We start from the raw sequence: 26,338 nt of genomic DNA on the forward strand, positions 1-26,338 counted from the left end.
GGGTCCCCGGGGGTCGTTGCGCGTTCTCACGGCCCAAGCGTTCTCAGGCCTCGGTGGAGTCCCCGGTGGACTCCTCCACCGCGGGCTTCGTCGTCCTGCGCGTGACCTTCTTGGTCGCGTCGGCGACCTTCTCCGTGAGGTCCTCGGTGGCGTCCGAGACCTTCTCGGTGAGCGATCCGGCGGCGTCACTCACCTTGCTGGCGGCCTTGCGGGCACCAGCAACCGCGGAGCCTGCGGCCTCGCCGACGGCGTCCGCGGCGTCGGCCACGCGGCCGTGCACGTCGCTCTCGACGGGCTCCCAGGGCTCGGCCCACGGGTCGACGGTCGAGCGCGACCGGCTCCACGCAATCACGCCGGCGCCGATCGCGACCAGCGCCGTCACGAGCCAGAAGACCTTGGCGCCCGCGTGCCTCTTCTTCGTCCGCTCCGCCGCCGCGGCGGCGACGACGGCACTCGCGACGGTGGCCCTGTCCGCCGCCATGTCGGCGGCCTTCTCGGCGAGCTCGCCCGCCTTCGACGCGGCCTGGTGGAGCGCCTCGACGACCTTGGGCAGCACCTCGGCGACCAACCGGTCGTGCGCGTTGTCGATGGCCGGACCGGCGGCGTCTGCCGCGGCCTCGACCTTGGGAGCGGCGGCCTTCACCGAGTCTCTGTACGCCTGCTCGAGCCGCGGCCTGAGCCACTCGATGAACGCCTCGATCCGCGGCGCCGTCCAGTCCTTGGCCTGCACCGCCGCCTCGCCCGCCTTGCCGGCCGCGACGCTCGCAGTCCCCTTGGCGTGGCTGGCGGCCTCGGCGATGGCGGCACCGAGCTCGGCTGCCTGGTCCTTGATCTTCTCGGTATCGACGTCGATGTTCGGGCGGCTCTTGGTGAAAGGCATGTCCTGCTCCCGGCTCGTCGGCTGCACTGACCTCACACTCTGCCACCGTGCGGGGCCCGGCGCAGGACCGCTGGCCTGCGCATCTGTGGTTCACAGCCGACGCCGTGGGTGTCGCGTGCCAGACTGGGCGCATGTTTGCGACCCTGCACACGACCGCCGGCGACATCCGGATCGAGCTCTACCCCAACCACGCTCCGAAGACCGTGGCCAACTTCGTGGGACTGTCCACGGGGACCCAGTCCTGGACGGACCCGACCACCGGTGAGCAGCGCACGGACCCGTTGTACGCGGGCGTCGTGTTCCACCGCGTGATCGAGGGCTTCATGATCCAGGGCGGCGACCCGTTGGGCACCGGCCGCGGTGGCCCGGGCTACAACTTCGACGACGAGATCCACCCCGAGCTCACCTTCAACGAGCCCTACCTGCTCGCCATGGCCAACGCCGGCAAGCGCCTCGACCCGGTCACCGGCAAGGTCGGTGGCACCAACGGCTCGCAGTTCTTCATCTCGGTCGGCGCCACGGAGTGGCTCAACGGCAAGCACACGATCTTCGGCAAGGTGGCCGACGACGCGAGCCGTGCCGTCGTCGACAAGATCGCGACCACGAGGGTGCGACCGGGCGACCGTCCGGTCGAGGACGTCGTCATCGAGTCCGTCGACATCGAGGACTGAGACCGCCATCAGCGAGACCTCCCCCTACGGCGCGCCGACCGCGCCGCCGGTCTGCCCGCGTCACCCCGACCGGGTGTCGTACGTGCGGTGCCAGCGGTGCGGTCGGCCGACGTGCCCCGACTGCCAGCGGCAGGCGGCGGTCGGGGTCCAGTGCGTCGACTGCGTCGCCGAGGCGGCCCGTGCGCTGCCGGCGCAGCGGACCGCGCTCGGTGGGGTGGTCCGCCCCGGGCCGCCCGTCATCACGATCACCCTGATCGCGCTCTGCGTCGCCAGCTTCATCCTGCAGCTGGTTGTACCCGACTGGACCAACCGGTGGATCTTCTCCCCGGCGATCGGCTACCACGAGCCGTGGCGGTTCCTGACGGTCGCGTTCCTGCACTCGCCCAGCAACTACCTGCACATCGTGTTCAACATGGTGGCGTTGTGGTTCGTCGGGCCGATGCTCGAGCAGACGCTGGGACGTGCCCGGTACCTGACGCTGTACCTGCTCAGTGCGGTCGGCGGCTCTGTCGGCTCGGTGCTTCTCGCCATGAACCTGCCGGCGATGGCGCAGCTGAGCGTCGGCGCGTCGGGAGCGGTGTTCGGCCTGTTCGGTGCGGCCCTGGTGGTGACCAGGAAGCTCGGTGGCGACTACCGGGGGATCATCAGTCTGATCGTCGTCAACTTCGTGATCGGGTTCGTGGCCGCGGGCATCGCCTGGCAGGCCCACCTCGGCGGACTGGTCACCGGCGCCGCGCTCGCTGCGGCCTACGCCTACGCCCCGCGGGAGCGCCGCACCCTCGTGGCGTTCGCCGCGCCCGTGGTCCTGGCGGCGGTCCTGTTCGTCGCGGCCCTGGTGAAGTACCGCTCGTTCGGCGTCTTCTTCTGACCGGTCGGCTCAAGTTACACAGCTGTAGTTATCCACAGAGTTGTGCACCCCTGGGGACGACGAAGGCGCCGCCCACCTGGTGGACGGCGCCTTCGGACGGCAGGGAACGTCAGCGCCACCGGGTGGTCATGCCGAACCCGGCGATGATGAACACGAACCCGATGAGCAGGTTCCACTGGTGGATGCCGGGGATCGGGTACTTGGACTGCGTCAGGTACGTGACGACGATCCAGGCGAGCCCGAGGAGCAGCAGCCCGAGCATGACCGGGAGGAACCACGGCGGGTTCACCTTGGGTCCGGACGACTTGGCGGGCGGCGGGATGTACGCCGCCTTCTTGCGCGAGCTCGACTCGGGCACGTCGGTACTCCTGTCCAACGGTGCGTGGCGTTCAGGCCACGGGGGGACCGGGCGGTACGGGCTCGGTCGGCGGGCGGGCGATCATTGGTGCGTCGGACCCCGCATCGTCACGGAGCGGCCACATCGTGACCTAGCGTAGTGGGCGCAAGGACGTGCTTGTTCTCCCTCCGCCCCGAACGCGTCCCCAGCAGGAGCCGACCGTGACCGACCACCCTCACCGGGCCCGTCGCTTCCTCACGCGCGGGACCCTGTCGGTCGCGCTCGTGCTCGCCTTGTCCGGGGCCCTCTTCGCGGCGAACGCCAAGTTCGCGCAGGGGTCGAGCGATCGCCACCCGCAGGACCTGGCTGAGCTCGCGAAGGCCGAGGAGTCGCGCGTCGAACGACTGTCCACCGAGGTCGACGACCTGCACGCGGACGTCGTCGGGCTGACCACCGAGGAGAACGCCGCGACCGGCACCGAGATCGGTGAACCGAGCCTGGGCTACCTGGTCGAGGGTGGGCTGGTCCCGGTGCAGGGTTCCGGGCTCACGGTCCGTCTCGACGACGCACCCGCCGACTCGCCCCGTCGCGACGACACGAGCCCGGACGTGCTCGTGGTCCACCAGCAGGACATCCAGGCCGTGATGAACGCGCTGTGGGCCGGGGGCGCCGAGGCCATGGAGATCATGGACCAACGGATCATCTCGACCAGTGCCATCCACTGCGCCGGGAACGTCTTGCGGCTGCACGGCCGGATCTACTCGCCGCCCTACGACATCCGCGCGATCGGTGACCCCGCCCAGCTGCGCCGCGCGCTGTCCGCGTCGACGCCCGTGCAGCTCTACGTCCGTGACTCGCAGCGTGTGGGCCTCGGCTGGTCGCTGTCCGACTCGAGCGCGTCGTCGCCGTTGAATCTGCCCGCCTACTCCGGACCGACCGACCTGCAGTCGGCCCAGGTCCCGGCCGGCACCGAGGTGCTGCCGGGTCTCGCCGAGGCCGAGGCGCGCGAGCGGGACCAGTCGAGCCGGGCGCGCGCCAGGTCCGCGCAGGAGCTGCCGTGAGCCGTACGCGCGATGCGGTGTACGGCACGATCGGCGTGATCGGCGAGGTACTCATCACCCTCGGGGTGCTCCTGTTCGCGTTCCTCGTCTGGCAGCTCTGGTGGACGGACGTCGTCGGCAACCGGGCGCAGGCACAGATCGTGGCCGAGCTGCCGTTCCAGCCGCTGCCGACCCCGACGCCGTCGGGGAACTCGAGCGCGCCCGTCGTCGCGACCCCGCGGCACGGCGACCCCCCGGTGATGGTCCAGCCGCCGCACGCGACCACGTTCGCGACGATGCAGGTGCCCCGGTGGAACGGTGAGCCGGTCCGCCCGATCAGCCAGGGGACCGACCGGGCCACCGTGCTCGACGTCCTAGGGGTCGGGCACTACGACGGCACCGCGATGCCCGGCGGCGTCGGCAACTTCGCGATCGCGGGGCACCGCACCACCTTTGCCAAGCCGTTCAACCGGATCACCGAGCTGCAGGTGGGCGACCCGATCGTCGTCCGGACGACCGACAACATCTGGTACGTCTACCGCGTGACGTCGACGGAGATCGTCGCGCCGACCGACGTCGACGTCATCGCGCCGGTCCCCGGCCAGCCCGGCGCGACCCCCACCGAGCGGATGATCACGCTGACCACGTGCCACCCGATGTTCTCGGCGCGGCAGCGGTACATCGTCCACGGTGTGCTGGACTACTGGGCACCGACCTCGGACGGGACTCCCGTCGAGCTGCTGGATGGCGCATCATGAGCGGAGGGCGCTGATGTACGGATGGCTCTGGCGACACCTGCCGGGACCCGTGGTCGTGCGCGTGCTGATCCTCGCGGTCGCCGCGTTCGTCGTCCTGGCGGTCTGCTTCGCGTGGGTGTTCCCCGCGCTCTCGCCGCACATGCCCTTCAACGAGACGACCGTAGGGACCTGAGATGACGCGCATCCTCGTGATCGACAACTACGACTCGTTCGTCTACACGATCGTCGGGTACCTCAACCAGCTGGGCGCCGAGACTGTCGTCGTCCGCAACGACGCCGTGCCCGCACCCTCCGAACGGACGGGGTTCGACGGCGTGCTCGTCTCGCCCGGACCGGGCACGCCCGCCGAGGCCGGCCAGAGCACGCAGGTGATCCGCGACTGCGCCGCGGCCGGCATCCCGATGCTCGGCGTGTGCCTGGGCCACCAGGCGCTCGGGGAGGTGTTCGGGGGGGTCGTCACGCACGCACCCGAGCTGATGCACGGCAAGACCAGCCAGATCGAGCACAAGGGCGAGGGCGTGCTGGCCGGCCTGCCCGACCCGTTCACCGCGACCCGGTACCACTCGCTGGCGGTCGTGAACGACACGGTGTCCGACGAGCTGGAGGTCACCGCGGTCGTTGCCTCGGAGAGCCGCAGCATCATCATGGGGTTGCAGCACCGGTCGCTCCCGCTCTACGGCGTGCAGTTCCACCCCGAGTCGGTGCTCACCGAGGGTGGCCACCGGCTGCTGGCCAACTGGCTCGAGATCTGTGGCGACGACCAGGCCGTCGCCCGCTCGGCGGGTCTGCACCCGCTCGTGCGTCTGTAGACCCTGTCACGACGAAGGGCCGTCCCGACGGGACGGCCCTTCGTCGCGTTGCTACGGCGTCTTGCCGGGTGCGGGGATCGTCGGACCCTTCGAGACGTGTACGTCGATCTGCTGGTCGAACGGTACCTCGGTGCCGGCGGTCGGGTCGGTGCGGAGCACCTGGTCCTTCGGCTGGTCCGAGACGTCGTCGATCCGGTTGACGTTGGTCAGGCCGGCGTTGTTCAGCGCGGCGACGGCCTGGTCGTAGGTCATTCCGGCGAGCCCGCTCGGCACGGTCGTGGTGGTCGGCGCGACGGCGATCTGCAGGTTGATGGTGCGGCCCTGCTTGACCAGCGTGCCGGGCGCCTGGTCCTGCGCGATGACCGTGCCGGGGGTCTTGTCGGAGGGGACCTCCTGCGTGTTGCCGGACAGCTTCTGGGCGTTCAGGGTGTCGAGCGCCTGCTGCTTGGGCATGTTGGTCACGTCCGGGACCGCGACGTTGCCGGTGGAGACCGACAGGGTCACGGCGGTGCCGGCGGCGACGCTGGTGTCCGCCGCGGGATCGGTCTTGGTCACCTGACCCTGCGGGAATGCTGCGTTGTCGTCCTGCGTCCTGGTCGGATTCACAGAGAGCCCGGCCGCCATCAGCGCCGTGACGGCGTCCTGCTCGGACTTGCCGAGCACGTTCGGCACGGTGACGTCGCCCTTGCCGGAGGAGATCGTCGCCGTGACGGTCGAGCCCTTGTCGGCTGAGGTGCCGCCCTTCGGGCTGGTGCTGATGACGGCGCCCTGGGCCACGGTGTCGCTCGTCGCCTGGATGGGCGCGCCCCAGAGGAACCCTTGGTCCTTGACCAGGGCCTGTGCGGCGGCCTCCTGCTGCCCGGTCACGTCGGGCACCGTCACCTGCTCGGGTCCGCTGGTGCCCCTCAGCAGCAGGTAGAGGATCCCGCCGACCGCCAGGAGCGCGACGACGATGAGGACCCACAGCCAGACCTTGCTGCTGCGCGACTCCTCGAGGTCGTCGTCGGGCGTCGTCGTCAGCGTGCCGGTCGACTGCCAAGCCGTGGCCGGAGGGATGGTCTGGGTCGTCGCGACCGGGGGGGCCATGAGCTGCGTGGTCTCGGCGGCCGAGGCGGCGACGAGGGCCGCAGCGGCCGCCGCGCCGACGGCAGGCGCGGTGACCACGCCTCCCCGCACGGCCGCCTCGAGGTCCGCCCGGAACTCGGCGGCCGACGAGTAGCGCGCGTCGCGCTCCTTGGCGAGGGCCTTGAGCGTGATGCGGTCGAGCGTGTCGGGCACGTCGGAGGCGAACGAGCTGGGGACCGGCGCCGCCTCGCGGACGTGCTGGTACGCCACGGCCACCGGGGAGTCGCCGATGAACGGCGGGCGGCCGGTGAGCAGCTCGAACAGCAGGCAGCCGGTGGAGTACAGGTCGGAGCGCGCGTCGACGGTCTCGCCACGGGCCTGCTCGGGCGACAGGTACTGCGCGGTGCCGATGACGGCCTGCGTCTGCGTCATGGTCGCGGCCGAGTCGGCCACCGCGCGAGCGATGCCGAAGTCCATGACCTTGACCGCACCCGTCGGCGTGAGCATGACGTTGGCGGGCTTGATGTCGCGGTGCACGATGCCCGCGTGGTGGGAGTACTCGAGGGCGGAGAGCACGCCGGCCGTGATGTCGACGGCCTCCTCGATGGGCACCGCGTGGCCGTCGCGCAGGATGTCGCGGACCGTGTGGCCCTCCACGTACTCCATGACGATGAACGGCACGTGGGCGACGACGCCGGTGGGCTCGGTGAAGACGTCCTCACCGGTGTCGTAGACCGACACGATCGCGGGGTGGTTCAGGGCCGCCGCCGACTGCGCCTCGCGGCGGAACCGGTTCTGGAAGCTCGGGTCGCGGGCCAGGTCGGAGCGCAGGATCTTGATGGCGACCGTGCGACCGAGCCGGGTGTCGTGGCCGATGTGCACCTCGGCCATGCCACCACGCCCGATGAGCTCGCCGACCTCGTACCGTCCGGCGAGGATCCGGGATCCGTCGTCCACCACTAGGCGTCCTCTGCTTCCGTTGATGCTGTGCCGGATGGTGCAGGCACGGCCTTGTAGTCCACGGCAGTGCCGTACGGGCCGATCATCGCATCCCCATCCCCGCCAGAAGCGTATCCGGCGGCGACCGGCCGCGGGTCGTGCTGGCCGGGCGGTGCGCCTGCGACCAGCAGCGTCGTCCCGGTGCTCGTCCCTGCGGCGGGTCCGTCGGCGTTCAGCATCGCCTTCGCGGCGAAGGCGCCGAGCAGTGCGACGAGCACGAGGATCAGGACGAGCAACGGCCAGGCCATGCGGCGGGAGGCCTGGCCGGTCGGTGGTGCGGCGTGCGATCGCCTCGGTGCCGCCGGCTCCTCGAGTCGCCGGGCGCGGCGCGGCGGGTACGACGGGGGCGGTGCCGCGGGCGCGATGGGCGTCGCGGCGGTCGCGAACGTGTCCGGCGGTCGCGTGGGCTGCTGCTCCACCAGCATGGGCACACCGGTCGGTGGGGTGCGCGGCACGAGCCGGTCCAGCATGGCCGCCAGCTCCTCGCCGGACTGCGGGCGCTGGCTCGGTTCCTTGGACAGCAGGCGCACGACGAGGTCTGCGAGCGGCCTGTCGACGCTCGGGGGCAACGGGGGCACGGGGTTGTTGACGTGCGCGACGGCGATGTCGACGGCCGTCGGGCCGGTGAACGGCCGGTGCCCGACCAGCGCCTCGTACGCGATGATCCCGAGGGAGTACAGGTCCGACAGCGGTGTCGCGGGATGTCCCACGGCCTGCTCCGGCGAGAGGTACTGCGCCGTCCCCATCACCATGCCCGTGGCGGTCATGGTGACCTGGTTGCGGGCCAGCGAGACGCCGAAGTCGGTGATCTTCACGCGCCCGCCCCGCCCCAGCAGGATGTTGCCGGGCTTCACGTCACGGTGCACGACCCCGGCGATGTGGGCTGCGTGCAGCCCGCGGGCCGTCTGCGCGAGGATCGGCAGCAGGCGCCTGGTGGGCAGCACGGGCTCGCGCTCGAGCAGGTCGGACAGCGGCTCGCCGACCACCAGCTCCATGACGAGGAAGCCGGAGCCGTCCTGCTCGCCGTAGTCGAACAGCTGGGCGATGTTGGGGTGCGACAGGGACGCCGAGTTGCGCGCCTCCGTGCGGAAGCGCTCGAGGAACCCGCGGTCGCCGGCGAACTCCGAGCGCAGCACCTTGACGGCGACCGGGCGGGCGAGCGCGTCGTCGTGCGCCTCCCACACCTCACCCATGCCGCCGACCGCGATCTGCCGGACCAGCCGGTACCGCTCACCCAAGGCCACGCCCGCCGCCGTCTTCATGAGCCCAGCACCGCCTCCATGACCGCCTTGGCGATCGGTGCGGCGACGCGTCCGCCGGTGGCCTCGTTGCCGAGGCTGCCGCCGTGCTCGACCAGCACCGCGACCGCGACCCGCGGGTTGTCGGCCGGCGCGAACGCCGTGAACCAGGCGTGCGGGGGCTGGTCTGCGGTGGTCTGCGCGGTACCGGTCTTGCCGGCCACCTGGACGCCCGGGATCTGCGCCGCCGTGCCGGACCCGGACTGCACGACGCCGATCATCATCTGCGTCAACGCCGCGGCGGTGCCGGGCGAGACGGCCGTCGAGTAGAGCGTCGGCTTGGTCACGTGGACCGTGGTCAGATCGGCGGAGCGGACCGTCTGCACGACGTAGGGGGTCATGAGACGTCCACCGTTGGCGATCCCCGCGGCCACCATCGCCATCTGCATCGGCGTGGCCTGCACGTCGCGCTGCCCGATCGCCGACTGGGCGGTCTCCGGTGCGTTCAGGTTGGCGGGGAACACGCTCTGCACGACGCTCATCGGGATGGTCAGGTTCGGGTCGTTGAACCCGAACCGCTCCGCCTGGGCCTGCAGGGCGTCGGCGCCGAGGTTGAGGCCGAGCTGCGCGAAGGCGGTGTTGCACGAGACGCGCAGGGCGTCGGCCAGCGTGATCGGGTCGCTGCCGCACCCGCCGCCGCCGAAGTTGCCGATGGTCGCGGTGGTCTGCGGGAGGTCGAGCTGGTGCGGCGCGGGGAGCGTCGAGGCGGGCGTGTACTGGCCGCTCTCCAGCGCCGCCGCCGCGGTGACCAGCTTGAACGTCGAGCCCGGGGCGTACCGCTCCTTGGTGGCGTTGCTGCGCAGCGGGTTGCCCGGTGCGGCGGAGAGGGCCTGGTAGGAGGCGCTCGCGGCGGCGGTGTCATGCGTCGCCAGCGTGTTCGGGTCGAACCCGGGCGTGCTGACCAGCGCGAGGATCTTTCCGGTGGACGGTTCGATCGCGACGACCGCGCCCTGCTGGTCTCCCAGACCCGCCACCGCGGCGGCCTGCGCGGCGGGGTTGATCGTGGTCTCGACCGCCGCGCCCTCCGGCTTGCGACCCGTGATCAGGTCCCGGATGCGCGTGAAGAACAGCTGGTCGCCCTTGCCGGTCAGCTCGGCGTTCGCGGCGTTCTCCAGCTCGGTCTTGCCGTTCACGATCGAGTAGAACCCGGTCATCGTCGAGTAGATGGACCCGTCCGTGTACTGGCGCTGGTACCCGTACGGGTCGCTGACGGGCGTCGAGAACGCGATCGCCTTGCCGCCCACGACGATCGGCCCGCGCGCGTTCCCGTACTCGCGGTAGAGGCCGCGCACGTTGCGAGGGTCGTTGTTCAGCTTGTCGGCCTGGACGTACTGGACCCACGTCGCGCTGCCGATGAGGACGAGGAACATGGCCATGACCACGGTGGCGAGCCGGCGCAGCGGAGTGTTCATCGCTGCCTGCCGATGACCTCGGTCGGCTGGTCGCCGCCGGTCGCGACCGTGGGCACGCCCGCGATCGGCGTGGGGACCCGCACGTCCGGCGCCGGCCGCCGGGCCTCGTCGGAGATCCGGAGCAGGAGCGCGACGATCACCCAGTTGGCGACGAGCGACGAGCCGCCGTACGCGACGAACGGCGTCACCAGGCCGGTCACGGGGATGAGGCGCGTGACGCCGCCGACGACGACGAACGTCTGCAGCGCCACGATGAACGCCAGGCCGCCGGCGAGCAGCTTGCCGAAGCCGTCGCGGACGCCGATCGCTGTGCGGAAGCCGCGCTGCGCGAGGATCAGGTAGCACATCAGGATCGCGATGAGGCCCGTGAGGCCCAGCTCCTCACCGAGCGACGCGACGATGAAGTCCGACTCCGCGAAGGGCACCAGGTCCGGGCGTCCGGTGCCCCAGCCGGTGCCGAACAGTCCGCCGCTGGCCATGCCGAACAGGCCGCGGACCAGCTGCCCGGACCCGCCGTACGTCTTGTCGAACACGGCAGGGTCGAAGGCGTGGAGCCACGCGTCGAAACGTGCTCCGACGTGCGAGAACGCGCTCGCAGCGAGCCATGCGCCGACGACGAACAGGAGCAGGCCGATGACCACCCAGGAGAGCCGTTCGGTGGCGAGGTAAAGCATCGCGACGAACAGGCCGAAGAACAGCAACGAGGTGCCGAGGTCGCGCTCCAGGACGAGGACCGCGACCGAGGCGCCCCAGACGATGAGGATGGGTCCGAGGTCACGTGGACGCGGCAGCTGCAGCCCGAGCACCTTCGGACCGGCCAGCGCGAGCGCGTCGCGGTGGGTGACCAGGTAGCCCGCGAAGAAGATGGCGAACGCGATCTTGGCGAACTCGGCGGGCTGGAACCCGACGCCCCCGACGCGCACCCAGATCCGGGCACCGTTGATCAGCACGCCCACACCGGGGACCAGCGGGAGCAGGATCAGCGCGAGACCGGCGACGCCCGCGGTGTAGGTGTAGCGGCGCAGCGTCCGGTGGTCGCGCAGCAGGATGAGCACCGCGGCCGCCAGAACCACGGAGATGGCGGTCCAGACGAGCTGACGGTCGGCGAACCCGTGCTCGCGCCCGCGCGCCTCGTACGCGTAGTCGATGCGGTAGATCATGGCCAGCCCGATGCCGTTGAGCGCCACCGTGATGGGCAGGATCACCGGGTCCGCGAACGGCGCCCGCCACCGCAGCACCAGGTGGATGCCGACCCCGAGCACCGCCATGCCGATGCCGTACTCGAGCACGTCGGGCGGCACCTTGTCGGTGGTCCCGATGCCGACCAGCACGTACGAGGCCAGGCCGATCGCCAGCGCGAGCACCAGCAGCCCGAGCTCGACGCCGCGACCCGGCCGCACGCGGTGCGGTTGGACGGTGGCCATCAGCTCACGAGCCCGCGTCGTCCTGGAGCATGACCACCTGCGCCCGGGCGTCCTCCAGCGAGTCCGCCTGGATCGTCTGGACCACGCGTTCGCGCAGGTAGGCCGAGCGCAGGTCGTCCACACCCGTGCCCGAGTGCTCGATGGGCGACGACAGGTCGATCGGGCCGAGGCTCTGCGGCACGCCCCGGAAGATGGTGATCTGGCCGTCGTCGACGCCCACGTAGTACTGCGTGTTGAGCCACGCGACGGTCAGCCCGATGGCTCCCAGGACGAGGACGGCGCCCGCGATCCAGGCCACCAGGACGCGCCACCGCCGACGAGGCTCCGGCTCGTCGTCCTCCTCGTCGACCTCTCCCGGCTCCTCCGGCTTGGTCAGGCTGGCGGCACGCGCTGCCGGCCCGTCGTCGGCGGCCGTGGGGTCGTTGCGTGTCAGGGCTGCGGCGCCGACCACCGAGGCGTGCGTCGTCGGGCCCTCGCCGTCCGCGACGTCGTCGAGCTCGAGGACGTCGGCCAGCACCACGGTGATGTTGTCGCCGCCGCCGGCGCGCAGCGCCAGCTGGACCAGCCGGTCGGCGCAGGAGTCGACGTCGTCGATCGTCGCCATGGTCTCTTCGATGGTCTCCGCGCTGACGAACCCCGACAGGCCGTCCGAGCACAGCAGCCAGCGGTCGCCCGGGCGCGCCTCGCGCACCGACAGGTCGGGGGCGACGTCGGGATCGAAGTCGCCGAGCACCCGCATGACCACCGAACGCTGGGGGTGGACCTCGGCCTCCTCCCGTGTGATCCGGCCGATGTCCACCAGGTGCTGCACGAACGTGTGGTCCGTGGTGACCTGCGTGAGGACCTTGTCGCGCATCAGGTAGCCGCGCGAGTCGCCCAGGTGCACCATCGCGAGCTTGTTGCCTGCCCGCAGGATGGCCAGCACCGTCGTGCCCATGCCCGTCAGCTCCGGGTCGGCCTCGCTGCGGTGGATGATCTCCTCGCGCGCGTCGGCCAGCGCCGCCTCGAGCTGGTCGAGGGCGTCGTCGGACCCGTGGGACTCGCCGTCCAGCGGCGCGAACGCGGCGACCGCCACCGAGGACGCGACGTCGCCGCCCGCGTGCCCGCCCATCCCGTCGGCGACCATGAGCAGGTGCGGCCCGGCGTAGGCCGAGTCCTGGTTGTTGGAGCGCACGAGCCCGACATCGGACCGTGCCGCATACCTGAGTGCGACGGTCACCGGTTACCTCTGCAGCTCGAGCACGCTCTGTCCCACGCGGACCGGTGTACCGGTCGGCAGCGGGGTGGGGGCCTCGACGCGCTGGTCCGCCACGAATGTCCCGTTCGTCGATCCGAGGTCCTCGACGAACCACTGGCCACCCTGCGGATAGATCCGTGCGTGCCGCGACGACGAGTAGTCGTCGTCGAGGACGAGCGTGCAGCTGGGAGCGCGACCGAGCAGGACCGCCGACGACCCGAGCGGGATGATCGTGCCACGAAGGGGACCCTCGGTGACGACGAGGCGGCTGGGTCCGGCCGACCTGGTCTGTCGCGGTGGGGCTGGGGTCGGATGGGCGACGGCCGCCCCGGCGAGCTGCGGCGCCTTGTTCTTGCGCCGACGGTCCGTGATGCGCGTGCCGTACAGGTCGCGTCGCAGCACGGCGATCGAGGTGAGCACGAGAACCCAGAGCAGGGCCAGGTAACCCAGCCGTAGCAGGGTGATCGTCAGCTCACTCATGCGCCGACGTCACTCGTCCGGGTCCGGCTCGCCGCCTGTCCAGAACAGGATCCGGGTGCGCCCGATGGTCAGCGTGTTGCCGTCCAGCAGCGTCGCAGCCGGTACCTGGTGGCCCTCGACGAAGAGCCCGTTGGTGGAGCCCATGTCGCTCGCGATGACGCCGTCCGGCGTCACCTTGATCTCGAGGTGGCGCCGGGAGACGCCGGGGTCGTCGACGATGATGTCCGCCTCCGACCCGCGCCCGATGACCGTGACCGGCCCGGTGAGGATGTAGCGCTGACCGTCGATGTCCACCAGCGGGTGGCGTGCGCTCGGCGTCGCGGTCGCCGCGGCGGGTGCCACCGCTCCGCGCACCGTCGCGCTGATCACCCGGAAGCGGCCGGCCTCCAGTTCGGTGTCCTCGCTGAACCGCACCGTGACCGGCCCGACGAACGCGAACCGCTGACCGGCCGCGTAGTCCGTGACGTTCGCCGCGAACTCGTCGGCGAGCGCCTCGGCGCCCCACGACTCGACCTGGTCGTAGTCCGCGGTGGCGAGCTCCAGCGTGAACTCGTTCGGCACGACGGTGCGGTCGCGGCCGACGACGGCGGCCCGGTCGTCCACCTCGCGGCGCAGCGCGCTGGAGAGGTCGAGCGGCTTGAGCTCGCTCTTGAAGGCCTTGGCGAACGCGTTGTTGACCACCCGCTCCACGCCGTTCTCGAACCTGTCGAGGATGCCCACGCCCACCTCCTTCTCGACTCGTTGCCGCTGACCTGCGCACGGCTGTGCCGTGCTGGTCAGTCGATGGTATCCGGGCCGCGAGCGTCCGGACCCGGATGTCGGCGAGTCCCGCGCGGCGCCCGGGCGGTACACCCGATCGGGTGCAGCGGGCCGCCCGCGCCGAGGACGCCTGCACCACGCCCTCGGAGCGTGGCGCACCGTCCTCCACGGTCGTTCGTGCGCTCTCGGCCGTGTTCGGGAGGCCTGTGTCACCGTGCTAATGTTCTCCGGCGCGCGCGAGTGGCGGAACGGCAGACGCGCTGGCTTCAGGTGCCAGTGTCCGAAAGGGCGTGGGGGTTCAAATCCCCCCTCGCGCACAGTGGGGTCTCGGGACGACCAAGGCCCAGCAGTCCGGACAACTCCCGGCAGGATCTGATCCTGCCGGGAGTTTCTGCGTCCGGGACCGGCTGAGCGGTCAGAGCGGGCGGGGCCGGTAAGCCTCCAGGAGGCGCTCGGTGAGGGCCTCGAACTGGGGGTCGATCGTCCGGCGGGCGGGGTCGGCATCGTGCCAGGCGACGATCTCGCGGGCGCCCTGCGCAAAGGGGATGCGGGGCGAGAACTGAGGGACCAACCGCCGGATCTTCGTGTTGTCGAAGATCATCGTGTGCGCCTTGTCGCCGATGATCCCTGCGCCGAGCTCAGGGTCGGCGGCGGCGACCGCGTCGGACGCGACGTGCACGAGCCGCGGCTCGTCCACGCCGGCGGCCCGAGCCATCGCGAGGTAGATCTGGTCCCACGTCGGCGCCTCGTCACCGGTGATGTGGAACGCCTCGCCGATCGCCTCCTCGCGGCCCAGCAGCCCGACGATCCCGACGGCGACGTCCGCGCTGTGGGTGATGGTCCATCGTGAGGTTCCGTCGCCCGGGACGACGACCTCGAGGCCGCGGCGCATCCGGTCGATCACCGTCCAGCCGCCATCCATCGGGATGAGCGTGGCGTCGTAGGTGTGCGAAGGGCGCACGATCGTCATCGGCAGACCGGTGTCGCGGTACGCGCGGACGAGGAGGTCTTCGCAGGCGATCTTGTTCCGCGAGTACTCCCAGAACGGGTTGCGCAGCGGCGTCGACTCGACGACGGGGAGATGGGTCGGCGGCGTCTGGTAGGCAGACGCGGAGCTGATGAACACGTACTGACCGGTGCGGCCGGTGAACAGGTCGAGGTCCGTCTGCACGTGCTCGGGCGTGAACGCCATGAACTCCACGACCGCGTCGAACTCGAGGTCACCCACCGCGGAGCGCACGGACTCCGGGTCGCGCACGTCGGCGTGCAGCACGCGGGCACCGTCGGGCACCGGGCGTGTCGCGGACTGCCCGCGGTTGAGCAGGGTGAGCTCGACCCCCTCCGCGACCGCCCGCCGGGCCGCCTCGGTGCTGATGATGCCGGTCCCGCCGATGAAGAGTGCGCTCAGTGCCATGCGTCGCAGGATACGGAGCAGCCGACGCCCCCGCCGATCAGCGGGGTCCTCGGGGGTCGACGCCACCGCGCACGGAAGCCACGCGGCTCGACGGTCGCGTCACTCTGGTGTGCTGGTCGGATCCCGGCGGTGGGAGCTGAGCCGTCGGTCGTCCTGAGCGCCACGTCTCCTGGCGGCACGGCGACGACGTCACGACCCGGGTCACGAGGGCTCGAACGTGTGCTCCCACAGCGTCGTGCCGTCCGCGTTCACGAACAGGAAGTGGATCTTCGGGTGCGCGATGCCGATCCGCTTCATCGACGGGAAGTCCTTCGAGTCGCAGATGGCCTGGAACTTCACCAGCTGCGTGTCGAGGTACGCCGGTGCGGCAGTCGCGGACGCCTCCTGCGCGAAGATGAACTCGTACTCCATCGTGTCCGGCGGCAACGCGTGGACCTGGATGTCCGAGTACACACCGGGTGCCGCATTCATCGCCTCGGCCTTGTACGACTGGGCGTACCCCACGGCCCTCTCAAGAGCTGTGCTCGGGTCGCCCGCGCACCCACAGTCGTCGTCGGACTTCGTCAGCGCGACCGGGTTCGGGACCGCGACCGGGGTCATCCCCGGCATCGGTGGACCCGCAACGGGCGCCGGCTGCGGTGCGCACCCGCTCACCCACACCAGACCGGCCGTCAACGCGACCGCGAGCACAACACGCCTGACCCCCATGCCCGATCCATCGGCGCGCGCGCCCGCGAAGTTGAGCAGTGACCGTGTGGGCGACGCCCTCCGTGCACGGATCCCCGAAGGGACGGTGGCCCTCGTCATGTGCCTCCGTCGATCGGCACGCTTCGACGGGGCCTGGCTCAGTGCATCACCCAGGTCCACGAGCCGCGCTCGCCGAACGTCACCACGACGTCGCGCTCGGACCCTCCGGGGAGGCGCGCGACGCAGCTGATGACGCTCCCGGCGGCGGTCGACGTCGACGACGGGCACTCGACGGTCACACCGGGAGCCGTCGACTCCAGGCCGGCGGTGATGTTCTGCTCCACGGCCGCGCTGTCGTAGCGCCGATGATCGGACCCGCTGCTGCCGAGGACGGCGGCAAGGACCACGAGGCCGAGGACCGTCCCGACGATGGACGTCCCGAGCCCCCACTGTGCCTTCGCGCGGCCGTCGGGCGGCAGTCCCCTGGCCTGGAGCGACCTGGCGTGCGCCAGGCCGAATGCAGAGAGGGCGATCCCGATGATGCCCATGACGCCCATGAGCGGCGCCAGGAAGACTGACAGGATCCCGAAGGTCAGACCGGCCGTGGCCGTGGTGTTCGGGGCGGCGGCGGGGGGCGACCCGAACGCCATCGGGTACCCGGCGTACGGCTGGGGACCAGCGACGGTCTCCACCGGGGTGCTGTGCCCGGTCCAGCCCGTCCCGTCGAACCAGCGCCGCCTCCTCGAGTCGTGCGGGTCCGGGTACCAGCCGGGCATGGCCATGCAGGCTCCTTCGTCGCGACGCCGCCGATGTGTGACGACCTCGGCATGTACGGGCGCCTTCTTGAGGAGCCAGTCCGATCTCGGGCTCGTGACCGGCGCGGCTCGCGGGTACCGTGCGAGGGCGGCTGCGCACACCGGCGTGCGCGCCCGGTGTGCGAGGAGCTGCTCGTGGTCGTCCAGAGTCCGTACCCCGACATCGACATCCCCGACGAGTCGGTCTTCGACTACGTGCTCGGGTCGCTCACCCCGGACGAGCTGGCGACGGTCGCGGTGCTCGACGGGGAGCGCATGGTCACCTACGGCGAGCTGGTCGGGCAGGTGCTGGGCGTGGCGGGCGCCCTCGCGGCCCGGGGCGTGATCCCGGGTGACGTCGTCGCGCTGCACGCGCCCAACTCCGCGGCGTTCGTCGCTCTGTTCCACGGCATCCTGCGGGCCGGCGCCACCGTCACCACGGTGAACTCCCTGTACACGGCCGACGACATCGCGCGGCAGCTGGCCGACTCGGGTGCGGTGTTCGTCGTGACCGCGTCGGTGCTCCGGGAGCCGATGCTCGCCGCGGCCCGGGCCGCGGGCATCGCCGACGGCAGGATCGTGGTGGCCGACGGCGCGGACGGGTTCACGTCGTTCGCGGACCTGCTCGCCGAGCGGCACAGTGCGCCGGACGTGCACCTCGACCCGGCGACGCACCTCGCGGTCCTGCCGTACTCCTCGGGGACGACCGGCAGGGCCAAGGGCGTGATGCTCACGCACCGCAACCTCGTCGCCAACGTCGCGCAGTCGCGGCGGCTGATCGTCCTGACGCCCGACGACGTCGTCGCCGCCGTCCTGCCGTTCTTCCACATCTACGGGATGACCGTGCTGCTCAACCTGTCGCTGCGCCAGCGCGCGCGGCTGGTGACGCTGCCGCGGTTCGACCTGGCGCAGTTCCTCGGCACGATCCAGAGCCGGCGCTGCACCTACCTCTTCATCGCGCCGCCGATCGCGCTGGCGCTCGCGCGGCACCCCATGGTCGCCGAGCACGACCTGTCGAGCGTGCACACGATCCTGTCGGGGGCGGCTCCCTTGGACGGAGCCCTGGCGGACGCCGTGCACGACCGGCTCGGCTGCCGGGTGGTGCAGGGCTACGGGATGACCGAGATGAGCCCCGTCTCGCACGCGGTCCCGGCCGACCGCGACGACCTGCCGCGCGGATCGATCGGCGTGCTCGTGCCCAACATGGTCGCCCGGTTGATCGACCCCGCCGACGGGCACGACATCGCGGTGCCGGCGGAGGGCATGAGCGAGCCGGGTGAGCTGTGGTGCCAGGGCCCGAACGTGATGGTCGGGTACCTGGGCGACGAGGCCGCGACCGCGGCGACGCTCGACGACGAGGGCTTCCTGCACACCGGCGACATCGTGACCATCGATGCGTCCGGCGGCTTCTACGTGGTCGACCGGCTCAAGGAGCTGATCAAGTACCACGGCTACCAGGTCCCGCCGGCCGAGCTCGAGGCGCTGCTTCTCACCCATCCGGCCGTGCAGGATGCCGCCGTGATCGGCGTGGCCGACGCCGACGGGCAGGAGACGCCCAAGGCGTTCGTCGTGAAGGCCGGCGAGCTCGACCCGGACGACCTCATGGCGTGGGTGGCGCACAGGGTGGCGCCGCACAAGAAGATCCGGCAGGTGGCGTTCGTCGACGCCATCCCGAAGTCGTCGTCGGGAAAGATCCTCCGCAAGGACCTGCGCGCCTGATCGGTCAGTGGGAGTTCGCCGGGTCGCACCCGCTGCGAGGACCCCCTCCGTCCGACAAAACCGCAGGTGCTGACCCCTTTTCAGCGCCCCCCGCACCTCGGTACGGTCGGCCCACGCCGTTCGGGGCTCCCCGCGCCGGCAGCCGCGGCGGCGCGTGTCGTCCGCGGACGAGTCGCCGAGAGGGGCGAGGCGTGGCTGCACCGCAGAAGGTCGTCGTACGCCGACTGTCCGCAACGGTCGTCGCGGCGCTGACCGTGCTCCTTCTGGCGTCGTGCACCGGTGGTGACGGGCTGGACCGGCCGAGCCCGACGCGGACGCTGCCGAGCCCCACGTTCACGATCCCGGCCCGCCCGACGCCGACGCCGACCGTGCCGGCACTCCCGACCCCGACCCAGCTGCCGGCGCCGGTCCCCACCCAGGAGCCGGTGCCCACGCAGGCGCCCGAGCCGCAGCCGACCGAGGCGCCCGTGCCGGTGCCCACCGAGACGGCCGTCGTCCCTGCGCCGGAACCGACACCGACACCGACACCGACACCGACACCAACACCAACCCCTACGCCGACACCGACCGCCACGCCGGCGCCCTCCCCGTCCGCGACCGCGGACGACACCACCGAGGCGGACCCGAGCGGCACGCCCGCGTGGGTCTGGTGGCTGCTCGGCCTGGTCGTCGTCGGCCTCGGCGTGGGGATCCCGCTGATCGTCCGCGCGCGCCGGCAGGAGCCGCCGACCGAGCCCTGATCGGTACGCTGATCGTCGCCAACCGACTCGTGAGGGGAACGTCATGGCCAACGTGGCCCTGCGGTGCACAGACCCGGCCTGCGCCGCGGAGGGGAAGGTCCAGACGACCCGGACCTGCGCGGTCTGCGGCAAGCCGACGTCCTGGTCCGTGCTGCGCGTCCCGCCGAAGGGGCAACCCGGGCCGATCGGTCCGATCTACACCACGCCCATGCCCCTGAAGCACAAGACCCGGCCGGTCGCCCGACCCGCGGGCGTCGGGACCCGCACGTGCACGAACCCGGAGTGCGCCCGGTACCGGCTGGCTCAGGACGACCCGTTCTGCGGCGCCTGCGGGAACCCGACCGTGGCCGCCAAGACTGTGTAGCGCGTTCGGACGGCGGGATCTCCGCGCCGTCGAGGAGGCGGGCGCGGCAGCCCGAAACCTAGGAGTCGACCGACTCGGGTACCGTCCCGCCTGTGACCAAGAGCCGCTGGATCGTCCTGATCGCGATCCTTCTCGTCCTCCTCGTGGTCGGGCTCGCCCTGACCATCCCGAACGGCAACTACACCGCGGCGGGGCTGCTGATCGTGGCGTTCGTCGTCGGGCCGGCCGTCCTCATCATGACGAGCCAGGGCATCGAGCGCGCCAACCGCAAGCGGGCGCGGGCGCTCACCGCGACGCACCCTGGCTGGTCGTTCGTCGCCTGCGTGACCGGCCCGACCCAGGAGCCGCTGCTCAAGGCGGCCGGTGAGCGGACCACCAACGGCGTCGCCGCGACGCTCGCCTACGGCCCCGGCGGCATCGAGATCTGGGCCGGCAAGACGTCGGGGACCAAGGTGTTCGCGTCCCCCTGGTCCATGGTCACGGGTGTGACCTCGGCCGACGACGTCCGGACGTGGCAGAAGCGGACCGTCACGGGCCTCCGGATCACGCTCGCCAAGGGCGCGGCCCAGGACGTCGCCGTGCTGGTCAAGGCGCCGCGGGTGCCCGCGCTCGCGGAGAGTATCCGGACCGCCCGCCCGGTATGAGCGTCGCCCGCGGACCGCAGGTGCTCACGGTCGACGAGCTGACGCGGACGTTCCTCGCCGCCCCAGCACGTCGCGGGCGGATCTGGCCGATCCCCGCCGACGCCCGCTCGAACGCTGAGCGCCCGGGGCCCTCCGGCCCGGAGCACACGACGGGTCGCGTGACGTTTGCCGAGCGACGCGGGGACAGCACGGCTAGGCGACGACACCCGGTCGACCTGCCCGTCACCGTCAGGCAAATGCATTAATTAATATCGAGCGGGAAATGGATGTCTGACGGCGGCGCCATTTCATTGCCGCGTGTTCCCGGGCCTCAGGATCGGACGCCCGGCGGACGAGCTGTGACGCGATGGGCGTCGGCAGTGCTTGTGCCGACGACGTCACTGCCACGAGAATCGCTGGTTGCGGCGGATGGCGAGCCGGGGCACGGCCGGCCATGGCGAGCCACGACGATCTGTCCTGTCCGCCAGCAAGGACCCATTTGTCGCATTCGCGGTCCCAATTGTCCAGATGCCTCTGACAAGAGTGACATTGGTCATAACTGGCGTGGCGTCTGAGGCTTGCACTGGATTAGAAATCCGCGCATGGTAGTGCCGCCTCCGACCGATCGGAGGGCTAGCAGCTTCGTGTCGGCCCCGCGTGGCCCAACGACCGCGTGGAGTGTCTGAATGTTCGTCTTCATCCTGCAGATCCGAGAGATGTTCTCCGGGCACTTTCAGATCTATCTGTTTGCTGTGTTCTCGTCATTGGTGTGGGCGTTGTGGTTGCTCAAGGTGGTGCTGAGTCGTCGGTATCGTCCGGTCACCGAGCCGTACGAGGTCACGACGAGTGTGGTCGTGCCGGTGGTGGATGAGCCGTTGGACCTGTTCCGGGAGGTCTTGGAGCGGATCGTCGCGCAGCGTCCCGACGAGGTGATCGTGGTGATCAACGGTGCCGCGAATCCTGGGCTCGAGCGGGTGTCCGATGATTTCGCGCCCCTGGTCCGCTGGGTGCACACCCCGATCCCGGGCAAGCGCAACGCGGTGATGATCGGCACCGGGATGTCCGTGGGTGACGTCACGGTGCTCGTCGACTCGGACACGATCTGGACCGAGGGGACGCTGCCCGAGCTGGTCAAGCCGTTCGCGAACCCGGCGGTCGGTGGCGTGACCACCAGGCAGCGGATCTTGGATCCGACTCGGTCGTGGATCACCCGGTGGGCCGACTGGCTGGAGAACACCCGGGCGTTGTACTCGATGCCCGCGCAGTCCTCCCTGGGGCAGATCGGATGCCTGCCGGGGCGCACGATCGCGTTCCGGCGACGGATCCTCATGCAGGTGATGGACGCGTTCATGACGGAGAAGTTCCTCGGGGTGTTCCTGGAGGTCTCCGACGACCGGACGCTGACCAACCTCACCCTCAAGGCCGGGTACAAGACGGTCTACCAGTACTCGAGCCTGGTCTACACCGACGCCCCGCTGCAGGTGAAGAAGCTGGCAAAGCAGCAGCTGCGCTGGGCGCGGGGAAGCCAGTACAACACCCTGCGGATGCTGCCGTGGATGGCCGGGCACGCCCCGGTGCTGGGCATCTTCTTCGCCACCGACATCTTGCTGCCGTTCCTGCTCCTCGGCACGATCCTGGGCTGGATCTACCGGTCGGTCACGAACACCGGCACGAACCTGTACGAGGCCGCGCTGTCCACGTACACGGGCCTGACGGGGTGGTTCTGGGTGGTCGCGCTGATGATCGTCTCGTCGGTGCTGTCGATGACGATCCGGCAGATCCGCCACCTGCAGGAGAAGCCCTCGGACTTCTGGCGACTGCCCGTGTTCATCATCGTGTCCACGTTCTTCCTCATGCCGATCCGGATCTTCGGGTTCCTGCGCATGGCCCACGTCGCCGGCTGGGGCACCCGGTCGGGCGCCTACGTCGGCGGTCCCGAGAACGACGACCTGATGGCCGAGCTCGAAGCCACCGAGCACCTGGCGCCCATCGACCTCGTCGACCGGGTGCCGGCCGACGGTCACGCCGTCCAGACGAAGGTCCAGCGGCGCCGCGCGACCGAACGCACCGCGAAGCCGGCTCCGGCACGGCGCCGCCTGAACCCGCTGGCCGCCGTGCCCTACGGCATCGCGCTCGCCCTACTTGCCCTGGAGGCGCTCGCTTATGTCTAGGAACATCCTCAACACCACGCCCCGCGCCCGTCTCGCGGCCGTTGTGGTCACCCTCGCCCTGCTGGCGGTCTCCGCCGTCGTCTGGCTGTCCCCGTCCACGGCTGACGCGAGCGCGCAAGGCGCCCCGAGCGCGCAGGAGGTGGCTCTCAGGCAGGAGAACGCCGACCTCACGGCAGCGCTGGCCGGCCAGACCGAGAAGCTCGACAACCTCACCCGGTCGCAGGCCAAGGCGGACGCCGAGCGTGCCGCGGGCGTGGTCAGCGGCGAGCAGAAGGCGGCAGCCGAGCGCGCGCTGGCGGCGGCGAGCGGCGAGCAGAAGTCGGCCGCGCAGCGCGCTGCTGCGGACGCCAAGGCCCGACAGAAGGCCGAGCAGGAGCGGGCGGCGGCGGCCGCTCGTGGCAAGGCGAAGGGGGACGCCGAGCGGAAGGCGGCCGCAGCCGTCGGCGAGGCAGCGGCCTCCAAGGCACGCGCCACCGCCGCCGAGCAGGCGTTGGCGAAGCGCCAGGCTGCTGCGGCGGCTGCGGCCGCCGCCGCGACGGCGACGAAGCCCGCTGCTGCACCACCGGCCGCGCCGAAGGCGCCGCCGTTGTCCGAGCTGCTCGCGCCCAGCACCCGGCAGTTCGGGCTGTACACGCCGCAGTCACCGTTCAACTGGGCTGAGTTCGACAGCGTGGCCGCGACGGTGGGCGTGAAGCCCACGATCGCCGGATACTTCCAGGGCTGGGACGGTCCGTTCCGCGCCGACGCCGTCACGCGCGCCTGGCAGCACGGCACGCTCCCGCTGCTCACCTGGGAGTCCCAACCGCTCAAGGCCTCGAACAACACGACGACCAACCCGGACTATTCGCTGCCCAGGATCATCGGTGGCACCTACGACGACTACCTGCACCAGTACGCGAGGGACATCGTCAGCCTCGGCCTGCCGCTCGCGATCCGGCTCGATCACGAGATGAACGGCGACTGGTACCCGTGGGGCGAGCGCACCTATGCCGGCTCCTCGCTCAACGGCAACGGCGCGGGCGACTACGTGAAGATGTGGCGCCACGTGCACGACATCTTCCAGGCCGAGGGAGCCAACCAGTACGTCGTCTGGGTGTGGGCGCCGAACATCATCAACAGGTTGTCGAGCTGGGCCAGGAACACGAACGCCTACATGAAGAGCCTCTACCCCGGTGACGAGTACGTGGACTGGGCAGGCCTGTCCGGCTACTACCGGCCGCCGTACGCAGCGTCGCAGGTTCCGACCTTCTCCTACACCTTCGACAGCTCGCTGAAGCAGCTCCGTTCGATCACGTCGAAACCGATCCTGCTCGCCGAGATCGGGGCCTCGGAGGTGGGTGGTCAGAAGGCAGCCTGGGTGACCGACCTGTTCGCCGGGCTCGCCCGGCCCGAGAACGCGGACATCATCGGGTTCGCCTGGTTCCACAACACGGTCACCACGAGCACCGGCACACCCGTGACCAATGACTGGCGCATCACGTCGACCGGCGCCGCGACGCAAGCATTCGTCGAGGGCATCCACAACCCGGCGGCGGGATTCGTTGCCGCGCCGACCCCCACAACCCCCACCCAGGAGCCGTGATGACGACGACCCGTGGCGAGATCGCCGCAAGCGACACGTCCGTCCGCAGCCCGTTCGACCCCGATGCTCCGATGCCGCGGGTCGCGGTCCTGGGTACCGGGTACCTCGGTGCGACGCACGCGGTCGCGATGGCCCAGCTCGGCATGGAGGTCGTGGGTGTAGACACGGACCCGCACAAGGTGGAGATGCTCTCGGCCGGCAAGGTCCCGTTCTACGAGCCCGGTCTGCCCGAGCTGCTCACCGAGATGTTGGCGACCGGCCGGCTGCGGTTCACCACGGATGTGGCCGAGGCGGTCGGCTGGGCGGACGTGCACTTCGTGTGCGTGGGGACCCCGCAGTCCAAGACGAGCCACGCCGCCGACCTGCGCTACGTCGAGGCCGCGACGGCGGCGATCGCGAAGCACCTGACCCACGACGGCCTGATCGTGGGCAAGTCGACGGTCCCGGTGGGCACGGGTGCGCAGCTGCGTGCTCTGGTCGCCGCGCAGGTGCCGGACGGGGTGCGCGCGGAGCTGGTGTGGAACCCGGAGTTCTTGCGTGAGGGCAAGGCGGTCCAGGACACGCTGCACCCGGACCGCATCGTGCTGGGCGGCACGACGGGCCCGTCGGAGGCGTTGCTGCGACGCGTGTACGCGGCCCCGATCGCCGAGGGTTCACCGGTGGTGGTCTGCGACCTGCCGACCGCGGAGCTGGTCAAGGTCAGCGCGAACGCGTTCTTGGCGACGAAGATCTCGTTCATCAACGCGATCGCGTCGGTGTGCGAGGCCGCGGGTGCGGACGTCACGGTGCTGGCCGACGCGTTGGGGCACGACGTGCGCATCGGGCGCCAGTTCTTGGACGCGGGGCTGGGGTTCGGGGGAGGCTGCCTGCCCAAGGACATCCGGGCGCTCATGTTCCGGGCCAACGAGCTCGGCGCCGGGCGGGCGTCCGCGTTGTTGCAGCAGGTCGACGAGATCAACATGGGTCAGCGTGAACGGGTCGTGGACCTGGCGATCGCGGCGTGCGGGGGGTCGGTGCTGAACCGGCGGGTCGGGGTGCTCGGGGCCGCGTTCAAGCCGCACACCGACGACGTGCGCGACTCGCCTGCGTTGAACGTCGCGGCCGCCCTGCACCTGCGCGGCGCCCAGGTCACCGTCTACGACCCGCAGGCCGGAGACACGGCCCGCTCCTCGTTCCCGACCCTGGCGTACGCCACCAGCGTCGAGGAGGCCGTCGAGGGCGCCGACGTCGTCCTGGTCCTGACCGAGTGGGACGAGTTCCTGCGCGCCGACCCCACCCACCTGGCCGCCCTGACCGCCAACGCCCACGTCATCGACGCCCGCGGCAAGCTCGACGCCGCAGCATGGCGCCAGGCCGGCTGGACGTTCACCGGTCTCGGCCGCGCGGCGGTCGTCGCCTAGGCAGGGCATCGACGACCCCCGAGGAACCTGCCCGGGGGGTCGTCGTCCTGGTTCGATGCGGCCCGCATGCCGCAGGTATGGGTGCGCGGGTACCTAGTTCTCGAAGAAGCAGAACGGGTGGCCCGCCGGGTCGAGCAGGACGCGGACGTGGTCCTGCGGCTGGAAGTCGGCGAGCCGTGCCCCGGCACCCAGGGCGTGCTCGGTCGCTGCGCCCAGGTCGTCGACGCGGATGTCGAGATGCAGCTGCATCTGGTTCTGGTCGGTCGTCGCGGGCCAGACGGGCGCCCGGTAGAGCGGGTCCGAGCTGAACGACAGGCCGCTGCCTCCGCCGGGCGGGCGCAGCTGGGCCCAGCCGCCGTCGTCGGCGATCACGGGCCAGCCGAGGAGCCGGTGGTAGAAGTCTGCGAGCGCATGGGCGTCCTGCGACTCCAGGACGGTCGCCGAGAGCGAGAACCGGCGACCCGCGTGGTCGTTCCAAGGTGCGGACGGTGGAGTGCTCATCGGTCCAGCCTTCTCGCGGTGCCGCCGGTTCGCCAGCGGAGAAAACGCTTGGCAGGTGTGCGAACCGGACGTACGTTCAAGGCACATGGGAGAGGAGGTGGTCCAGAACATGATTTCTTCTTGGACGCGTGAGGTGACTGCCGGCTAGTCGCCCGGCAGGTTTTTCGGACGGATTGCATCCGCCCGCAGGCCACCCGGCCGGCGAGCGAATCCAAGGCAGTCACCGCAGCCCGTGGGAGCCGCGACCTCGTCCTTCGCGGCCGGACCTCCGTCTCGGAGGTTCAGCCCACGGGCTGTTGCCTGCCC

26 protein-coding genes and 1 tRNA gene are annotated in these 26,338 nt (G+C 70.9%); 14 read left to right on the plus strand and 13 right to left on the minus strand.

Annotated elements, in window-relative coordinates; genetic code table 11:
• Positions 1-43 precede the first annotated feature (43 nt).
• Positions 44-880 (minus strand): hypothetical protein, encoded by an 837-nt coding sequence (locus ACPPVS_RS00095; protein WP_426593882.1) that lies wholly within the window; start codon positions 878-880, stop codon positions 44-46.
• A gap of 131 nt (positions 881-1,011) precedes the next feature.
• Here ACPPVS_RS00095 and ACPPVS_RS00100 point away from each other — a divergent pair, with 131 nt between their 5' ends.
• Positions 1,012-1,551: a peptidylprolyl isomerase gene (locus ACPPVS_RS00100; RefSeq protein WP_426593883.1), complete on the plus strand. Its 540-nt coding sequence runs from the start codon at positions 1,012-1,014 to the stop codon at positions 1,549-1,551.
• A gap of 73 nt (positions 1,552-1,624) precedes the next feature.
• The gene (locus ACPPVS_RS00105) at positions 1,625-2,419 is read left to right on the plus strand and encodes a rhomboid family intramembrane serine protease (protein WP_426593885.1); all 795 of its coding nucleotides are present in this window, start codon (positions 1,625-1,627) and stop codon (positions 2,417-2,419) included.
• 109 nt (positions 2,420-2,528) lie between these two features.
• Here ACPPVS_RS00105 and ACPPVS_RS00110 read toward each other — a convergent pair whose 3' ends face one another.
• Entirely contained in the window at positions 2,529-2,777 is a 249-nt protein-coding gene (locus tag ACPPVS_RS00110) for a cell division protein CrgA (RefSeq protein WP_426593886.1), read from the minus strand.
• A 200-nt stretch (positions 2,778-2,977) separates the two neighbouring features.
• Between ACPPVS_RS00110 and ACPPVS_RS00115 the strand changes: the two genes are divergently transcribed.
• From ACPPVS_RS00115 to ACPPVS_RS00130, 4 genes are read left to right on the plus strand one after another with little or no spacing between them, the layout of a single operon-like run.
• Positions 2,978-3,817: a DUF881 domain-containing protein gene (locus ACPPVS_RS00115; protein ID WP_426593887.1), complete on the plus strand. Its 840-nt coding sequence runs from the start codon at positions 2,978-2,980 to the stop codon at positions 3,815-3,817.
• A complete protein-coding gene (locus ACPPVS_RS00120; protein ID WP_426593888.1) occupies positions 3,814-4,554 on the plus strand; it encodes a class E sortase in 741 nt (246 codons plus the stop codon). Before ACPPVS_RS00115 ends, ACPPVS_RS00120 begins: the two co-directional genes overlap by 4 nt.
• A 13-nt stretch (positions 4,555-4,567) precedes the next feature.
• Positions 4,568-4,726 carry a hypothetical protein gene (locus ACPPVS_RS00125; protein ID WP_426593889.1) on the plus strand — a complete coding sequence of 53 codons (159 nt, stop codon included), beginning with the start codon at positions 4,568-4,570 and terminating at the stop codon, positions 4,724-4,726.
• A gap of 1 nt (position 4,727) precedes the next feature.
• Positions 4,728-5,363: an aminodeoxychorismate/anthranilate synthase component II gene (locus tag ACPPVS_RS00130; RefSeq protein ID WP_426593890.1), complete on the plus strand. Its 636-nt coding sequence runs from the start codon at positions 4,728-4,730 to the stop codon at positions 5,361-5,363.
• A gap of 51 nt (positions 5,364-5,414) precedes the next feature.
• Here the strand turns inward: ACPPVS_RS00130 and pknB are convergent, their stop codons facing one another.
• Genes pknB through ACPPVS_RS00165 form a run of 7 tightly spaced genes read right to left on the minus strand, consistent with a single transcriptional unit; the run spans position 5,415 to position 13,998 of the window.
• Positions 5,415-7,388: a Stk1 family PASTA domain-containing Ser/Thr kinase gene (gene pknB / locus ACPPVS_RS00135; protein WP_426593891.1), complete on the minus strand. Its 1,974-nt coding sequence runs from the start codon at positions 7,386-7,388 to the stop codon at positions 5,415-5,417.
• Positions 7,388-8,689 (minus strand): serine/threonine-protein kinase, encoded by a 1,302-nt coding sequence (locus tag ACPPVS_RS00140; protein WP_426593892.1) that lies wholly within the window; start codon positions 8,687-8,689, stop codon positions 7,388-7,390. Before ACPPVS_RS00140 ends, pknB begins: the two co-directional genes overlap by 1 nt.
• Positions 8,686-10,137 carry a peptidoglycan D,D-transpeptidase FtsI family protein gene (locus ACPPVS_RS00145; protein WP_426593894.1) on the minus strand — a complete coding sequence of 484 codons (1,452 nt, stop codon included), beginning with the start codon at positions 10,135-10,137 and terminating at the stop codon, positions 8,686-8,688. The genes ACPPVS_RS00140 and ACPPVS_RS00145 overlap by 4 nt, the downstream gene beginning before the upstream one ends.
• Entirely contained in the window at positions 10,134-11,561 is a 1,428-nt protein-coding gene (locus ACPPVS_RS00150; protein ID WP_426593895.1) for an FtsW/RodA/SpoVE family cell cycle protein, read from the minus strand. Before ACPPVS_RS00150 ends, ACPPVS_RS00145 begins: the two co-directional genes overlap by 4 nt.
• Positions 11,562-11,565: 4 nt before the next feature.
• On the minus strand, positions 11,566-12,780 hold the full coding sequence (locus ACPPVS_RS00155) for a Stp1/IreP family PP2C-type Ser/Thr phosphatase (protein WP_426593897.1): 1,215 nt from the start codon (positions 12,778-12,780) through the stop codon (positions 11,566-11,568).
• Positions 12,781-12,783: 3 nt separating this feature from the next.
• Positions 12,784-13,278, minus strand: a complete 495-nt coding sequence (locus ACPPVS_RS00160) for an FHA domain-containing protein FhaB/FipA (protein WP_426593898.1) — start codon at positions 13,276-13,278, stop codon at positions 12,784-12,786.
• Positions 13,279-13,287: 9 nt separating this feature from the next.
• The gene (locus tag ACPPVS_RS00165; RefSeq protein WP_426593899.1) at positions 13,288-13,998 is read right to left on the minus strand and encodes an FhaA domain-containing protein; all 711 of its coding nucleotides are present in this window, start codon (positions 13,996-13,998) and stop codon (positions 13,288-13,290) included.
• Positions 13,999-14,271: 273 nt separating this feature from the next.
• On the opposite strand from ACPPVS_RS00165, the gene ACPPVS_RS00170 reads away from it, so the two are divergent.
• Positions 14,272-14,354: transfer RNA gene (locus tag ACPPVS_RS00170), tRNA-Leu, on the plus strand.
• Between the two features lie 98 nt (positions 14,355-14,452).
• Here ACPPVS_RS00170 and ACPPVS_RS00175 read toward each other — a convergent pair.
• The 3 genes from ACPPVS_RS00175 to ACPPVS_RS00185 all read right to left on the minus strand — a co-directional run bounded on the left by ACPPVS_RS00175 (position 14,453) and on the right by ACPPVS_RS00185 (position 16,920).
• Positions 14,453-15,451 carry an NAD-dependent epimerase/dehydratase family protein gene (locus tag ACPPVS_RS00175; protein WP_426593900.1) on the minus strand — a complete coding sequence of 333 codons (999 nt, stop codon included), beginning with the start codon at positions 15,449-15,451 and terminating at the stop codon, positions 14,453-14,455.
• Between the two features lie 201 nt (positions 15,452-15,652).
• On the minus strand, positions 15,653-16,060 hold the full coding sequence (locus tag ACPPVS_RS00180) for a hypothetical protein (RefSeq protein WP_426593901.1): 408 nt from the start codon (positions 16,058-16,060) through the stop codon (positions 15,653-15,655).
• A gap of 236 nt (positions 16,061-16,296) precedes the next feature.
• The gene (locus ACPPVS_RS00185; protein ID WP_426593902.1) at positions 16,297-16,920 is read right to left on the minus strand and encodes a DUF2510 domain-containing protein; all 624 of its coding nucleotides are present in this window, start codon (positions 16,918-16,920) and stop codon (positions 16,297-16,299) included.
• Between the two features lie 168 nt (positions 16,921-17,088).
• Here ACPPVS_RS00185 and ACPPVS_RS00190 point away from each other — a divergent pair, with 168 nt between their 5' ends.
• The 7 genes from ACPPVS_RS00190 to ACPPVS_RS00220 all read left to right on the plus strand — a co-directional run bounded on the left by ACPPVS_RS00190 (position 17,089) and on the right by ACPPVS_RS00220 (position 25,531).
• Complete coding sequence (locus tag ACPPVS_RS00190) at positions 17,089-18,651, plus strand: AMP-binding protein (RefSeq protein WP_426593903.1); 1,563 nt, start codon at positions 17,089-17,091, stop codon at positions 18,649-18,651.
• Between the two features lie 191 nt (positions 18,652-18,842).
• On the plus strand, positions 18,843-19,391 hold the full coding sequence (locus ACPPVS_RS00195) for a hypothetical protein (protein ID WP_426593904.1): 549 nt from the start codon (positions 18,843-18,845) through the stop codon (positions 19,389-19,391).
• Positions 19,392-19,434: 43 nt separating this feature from the next.
• Positions 19,435-19,755 carry a hypothetical protein gene (locus tag ACPPVS_RS00200; RefSeq protein WP_426593905.1) on the plus strand — a complete coding sequence of 107 codons (321 nt, stop codon included), beginning with the start codon at positions 19,435-19,437 and terminating at the stop codon, positions 19,753-19,755.
• Positions 19,756-19,847: 92 nt separating this feature from the next.
• Positions 19,848-20,399, plus strand: coding sequence for a hypothetical protein (locus ACPPVS_RS00205; protein WP_426593906.1), 552 nt, complete (start codon positions 19,848-19,850; stop codon positions 20,397-20,399).
• 665 nt (positions 20,400-21,064) lie between these two features.
• Entirely contained in the window at positions 21,065-22,549 is a 1,485-nt protein-coding gene (locus ACPPVS_RS00210) for a glycosyltransferase (protein WP_426593907.1), read from the plus strand.
• Positions 22,542-24,131: a glycoside hydrolase family 26 protein gene (locus ACPPVS_RS00215; protein ID WP_426593908.1), complete on the plus strand. Its 1,590-nt coding sequence runs from the start codon at positions 22,542-22,544 to the stop codon at positions 24,129-24,131. The genes ACPPVS_RS00210 and ACPPVS_RS00215 overlap by 8 nt, the downstream gene beginning before the upstream one ends.
• Positions 24,132-24,202: 71 nt before the next feature.
• Positions 24,203-25,531: a UDP-glucose dehydrogenase family protein gene (locus ACPPVS_RS00220; RefSeq protein ID WP_426596038.1), complete on the plus strand. Its 1,329-nt coding sequence runs from the start codon at positions 24,203-24,205 to the stop codon at positions 25,529-25,531.
• Positions 25,532-25,624: 93 nt separating this feature from the next.
• On the opposite strand, the gene ACPPVS_RS00225 is transcribed toward ACPPVS_RS00220, so the two are convergent.
• Complete coding sequence (locus ACPPVS_RS00225; protein WP_426593909.1) at positions 25,625-26,032, minus strand: VOC family protein; 408 nt, start codon at positions 26,030-26,032, stop codon at positions 25,625-25,627.
• Positions 26,033-26,338: the final 306 nt, after the last annotated feature.

This window comes from Cellulomonas sp. McL0617 (genome assembly GCF_049994875.1).
Lineage (GTDB): Bacteria > Actinomycetota > Actinomycetes > Actinomycetales > Cellulomonadaceae > Cellulomonas.

Coding starts and splice junctions, on each gene's coding strand:
- ACPPVS_RS00220 (WP_426596038.1), top strand. CDS start 24,203: ATGCCGCGGGTCGCGGTCCTGGGTACCGGGTACCTCGGTGCGACGCAC.
- ACPPVS_RS00200 (WP_426593905.1), top strand. CDS start 19,435: ATGGCCAACGTGGCCCTGCGGTGCACAGACCCGGCCTGCGCCGCGGAG.
- ACPPVS_RS00175 (WP_426593900.1), bottom strand. CDS start 15,451: ATGGCACTGAGCGCACTCTTCATCGGCGGGACCGGCATCATCAGCACC.
- ACPPVS_RS00145 (WP_426593894.1), bottom strand. CDS start 10,137: ATGAACACTCCGCTGCGCCGGCTCGCCACCGTGGTCATGGCCATGTTC.
- ACPPVS_RS00215 (WP_426593908.1), top strand. CDS start 22,542: ATGTCTAGGAACATCCTCAACACCACGCCCCGCGCCCGTCTCGCGGCC.
- ACPPVS_RS00180 (WP_426593901.1), bottom strand. CDS start 16,060: ATGCCGGGGATGACCCCGGTCGCGGTCCCGAACCCGGTCGCGCTGACG.
- ACPPVS_RS00125 (WP_426593889.1), top strand. CDS start 4,568: ATGTACGGATGGCTCTGGCGACACCTGCCGGGACCCGTGGTCGTGCGC.
- ACPPVS_RS00140 (WP_426593892.1), bottom strand. CDS start 8,689: ATGAAGACGGCGGCGGGCGTGGCCTTGGGTGAGCGGTACCGGCTGGTC.
- ACPPVS_RS00095 (WP_426593882.1), bottom strand. CDS start 880: ATGCCTTTCACCAAGAGCCGCCCGAACATCGACGTCGATACCGAGAAG.
- ACPPVS_RS00210 (WP_426593907.1), top strand. CDS start 21,065: ATGTTCGTCTTCATCCTGCAGATCCGAGAGATGTTCTCCGGGCACTTT.
- ACPPVS_RS00225 (WP_426593909.1), bottom strand. CDS start 26,032: ATGAGCACTCCACCGTCCGCACCTTGGAACGACCACGCGGGTCGCCGG.
- ACPPVS_RS00185 (WP_426593902.1), bottom strand. CDS start 16,920: ATGGCCATGCCCGGCTGGTACCCGGACCCGCACGACTCGAGGAGGCGG.
- ACPPVS_RS00160 (WP_426593898.1), bottom strand. CDS start 13,278: ATGAGTGAGCTGACGATCACCCTGCTACGGCTGGGTTACCTGGCCCTG.
- ACPPVS_RS00150 (WP_426593895.1), bottom strand. CDS start 11,561: ATGGCCACCGTCCAACCGCACCGCGTGCGGCCGGGTCGCGGCGTCGAG.
- ACPPVS_RS00100 (WP_426593883.1), top strand. CDS start 1,012: ATGTTTGCGACCCTGCACACGACCGCCGGCGACATCCGGATCGAGCTC.
- ACPPVS_RS00130 (WP_426593890.1), top strand. CDS start 4,728: ATGACGCGCATCCTCGTGATCGACAACTACGACTCGTTCGTCTACACG.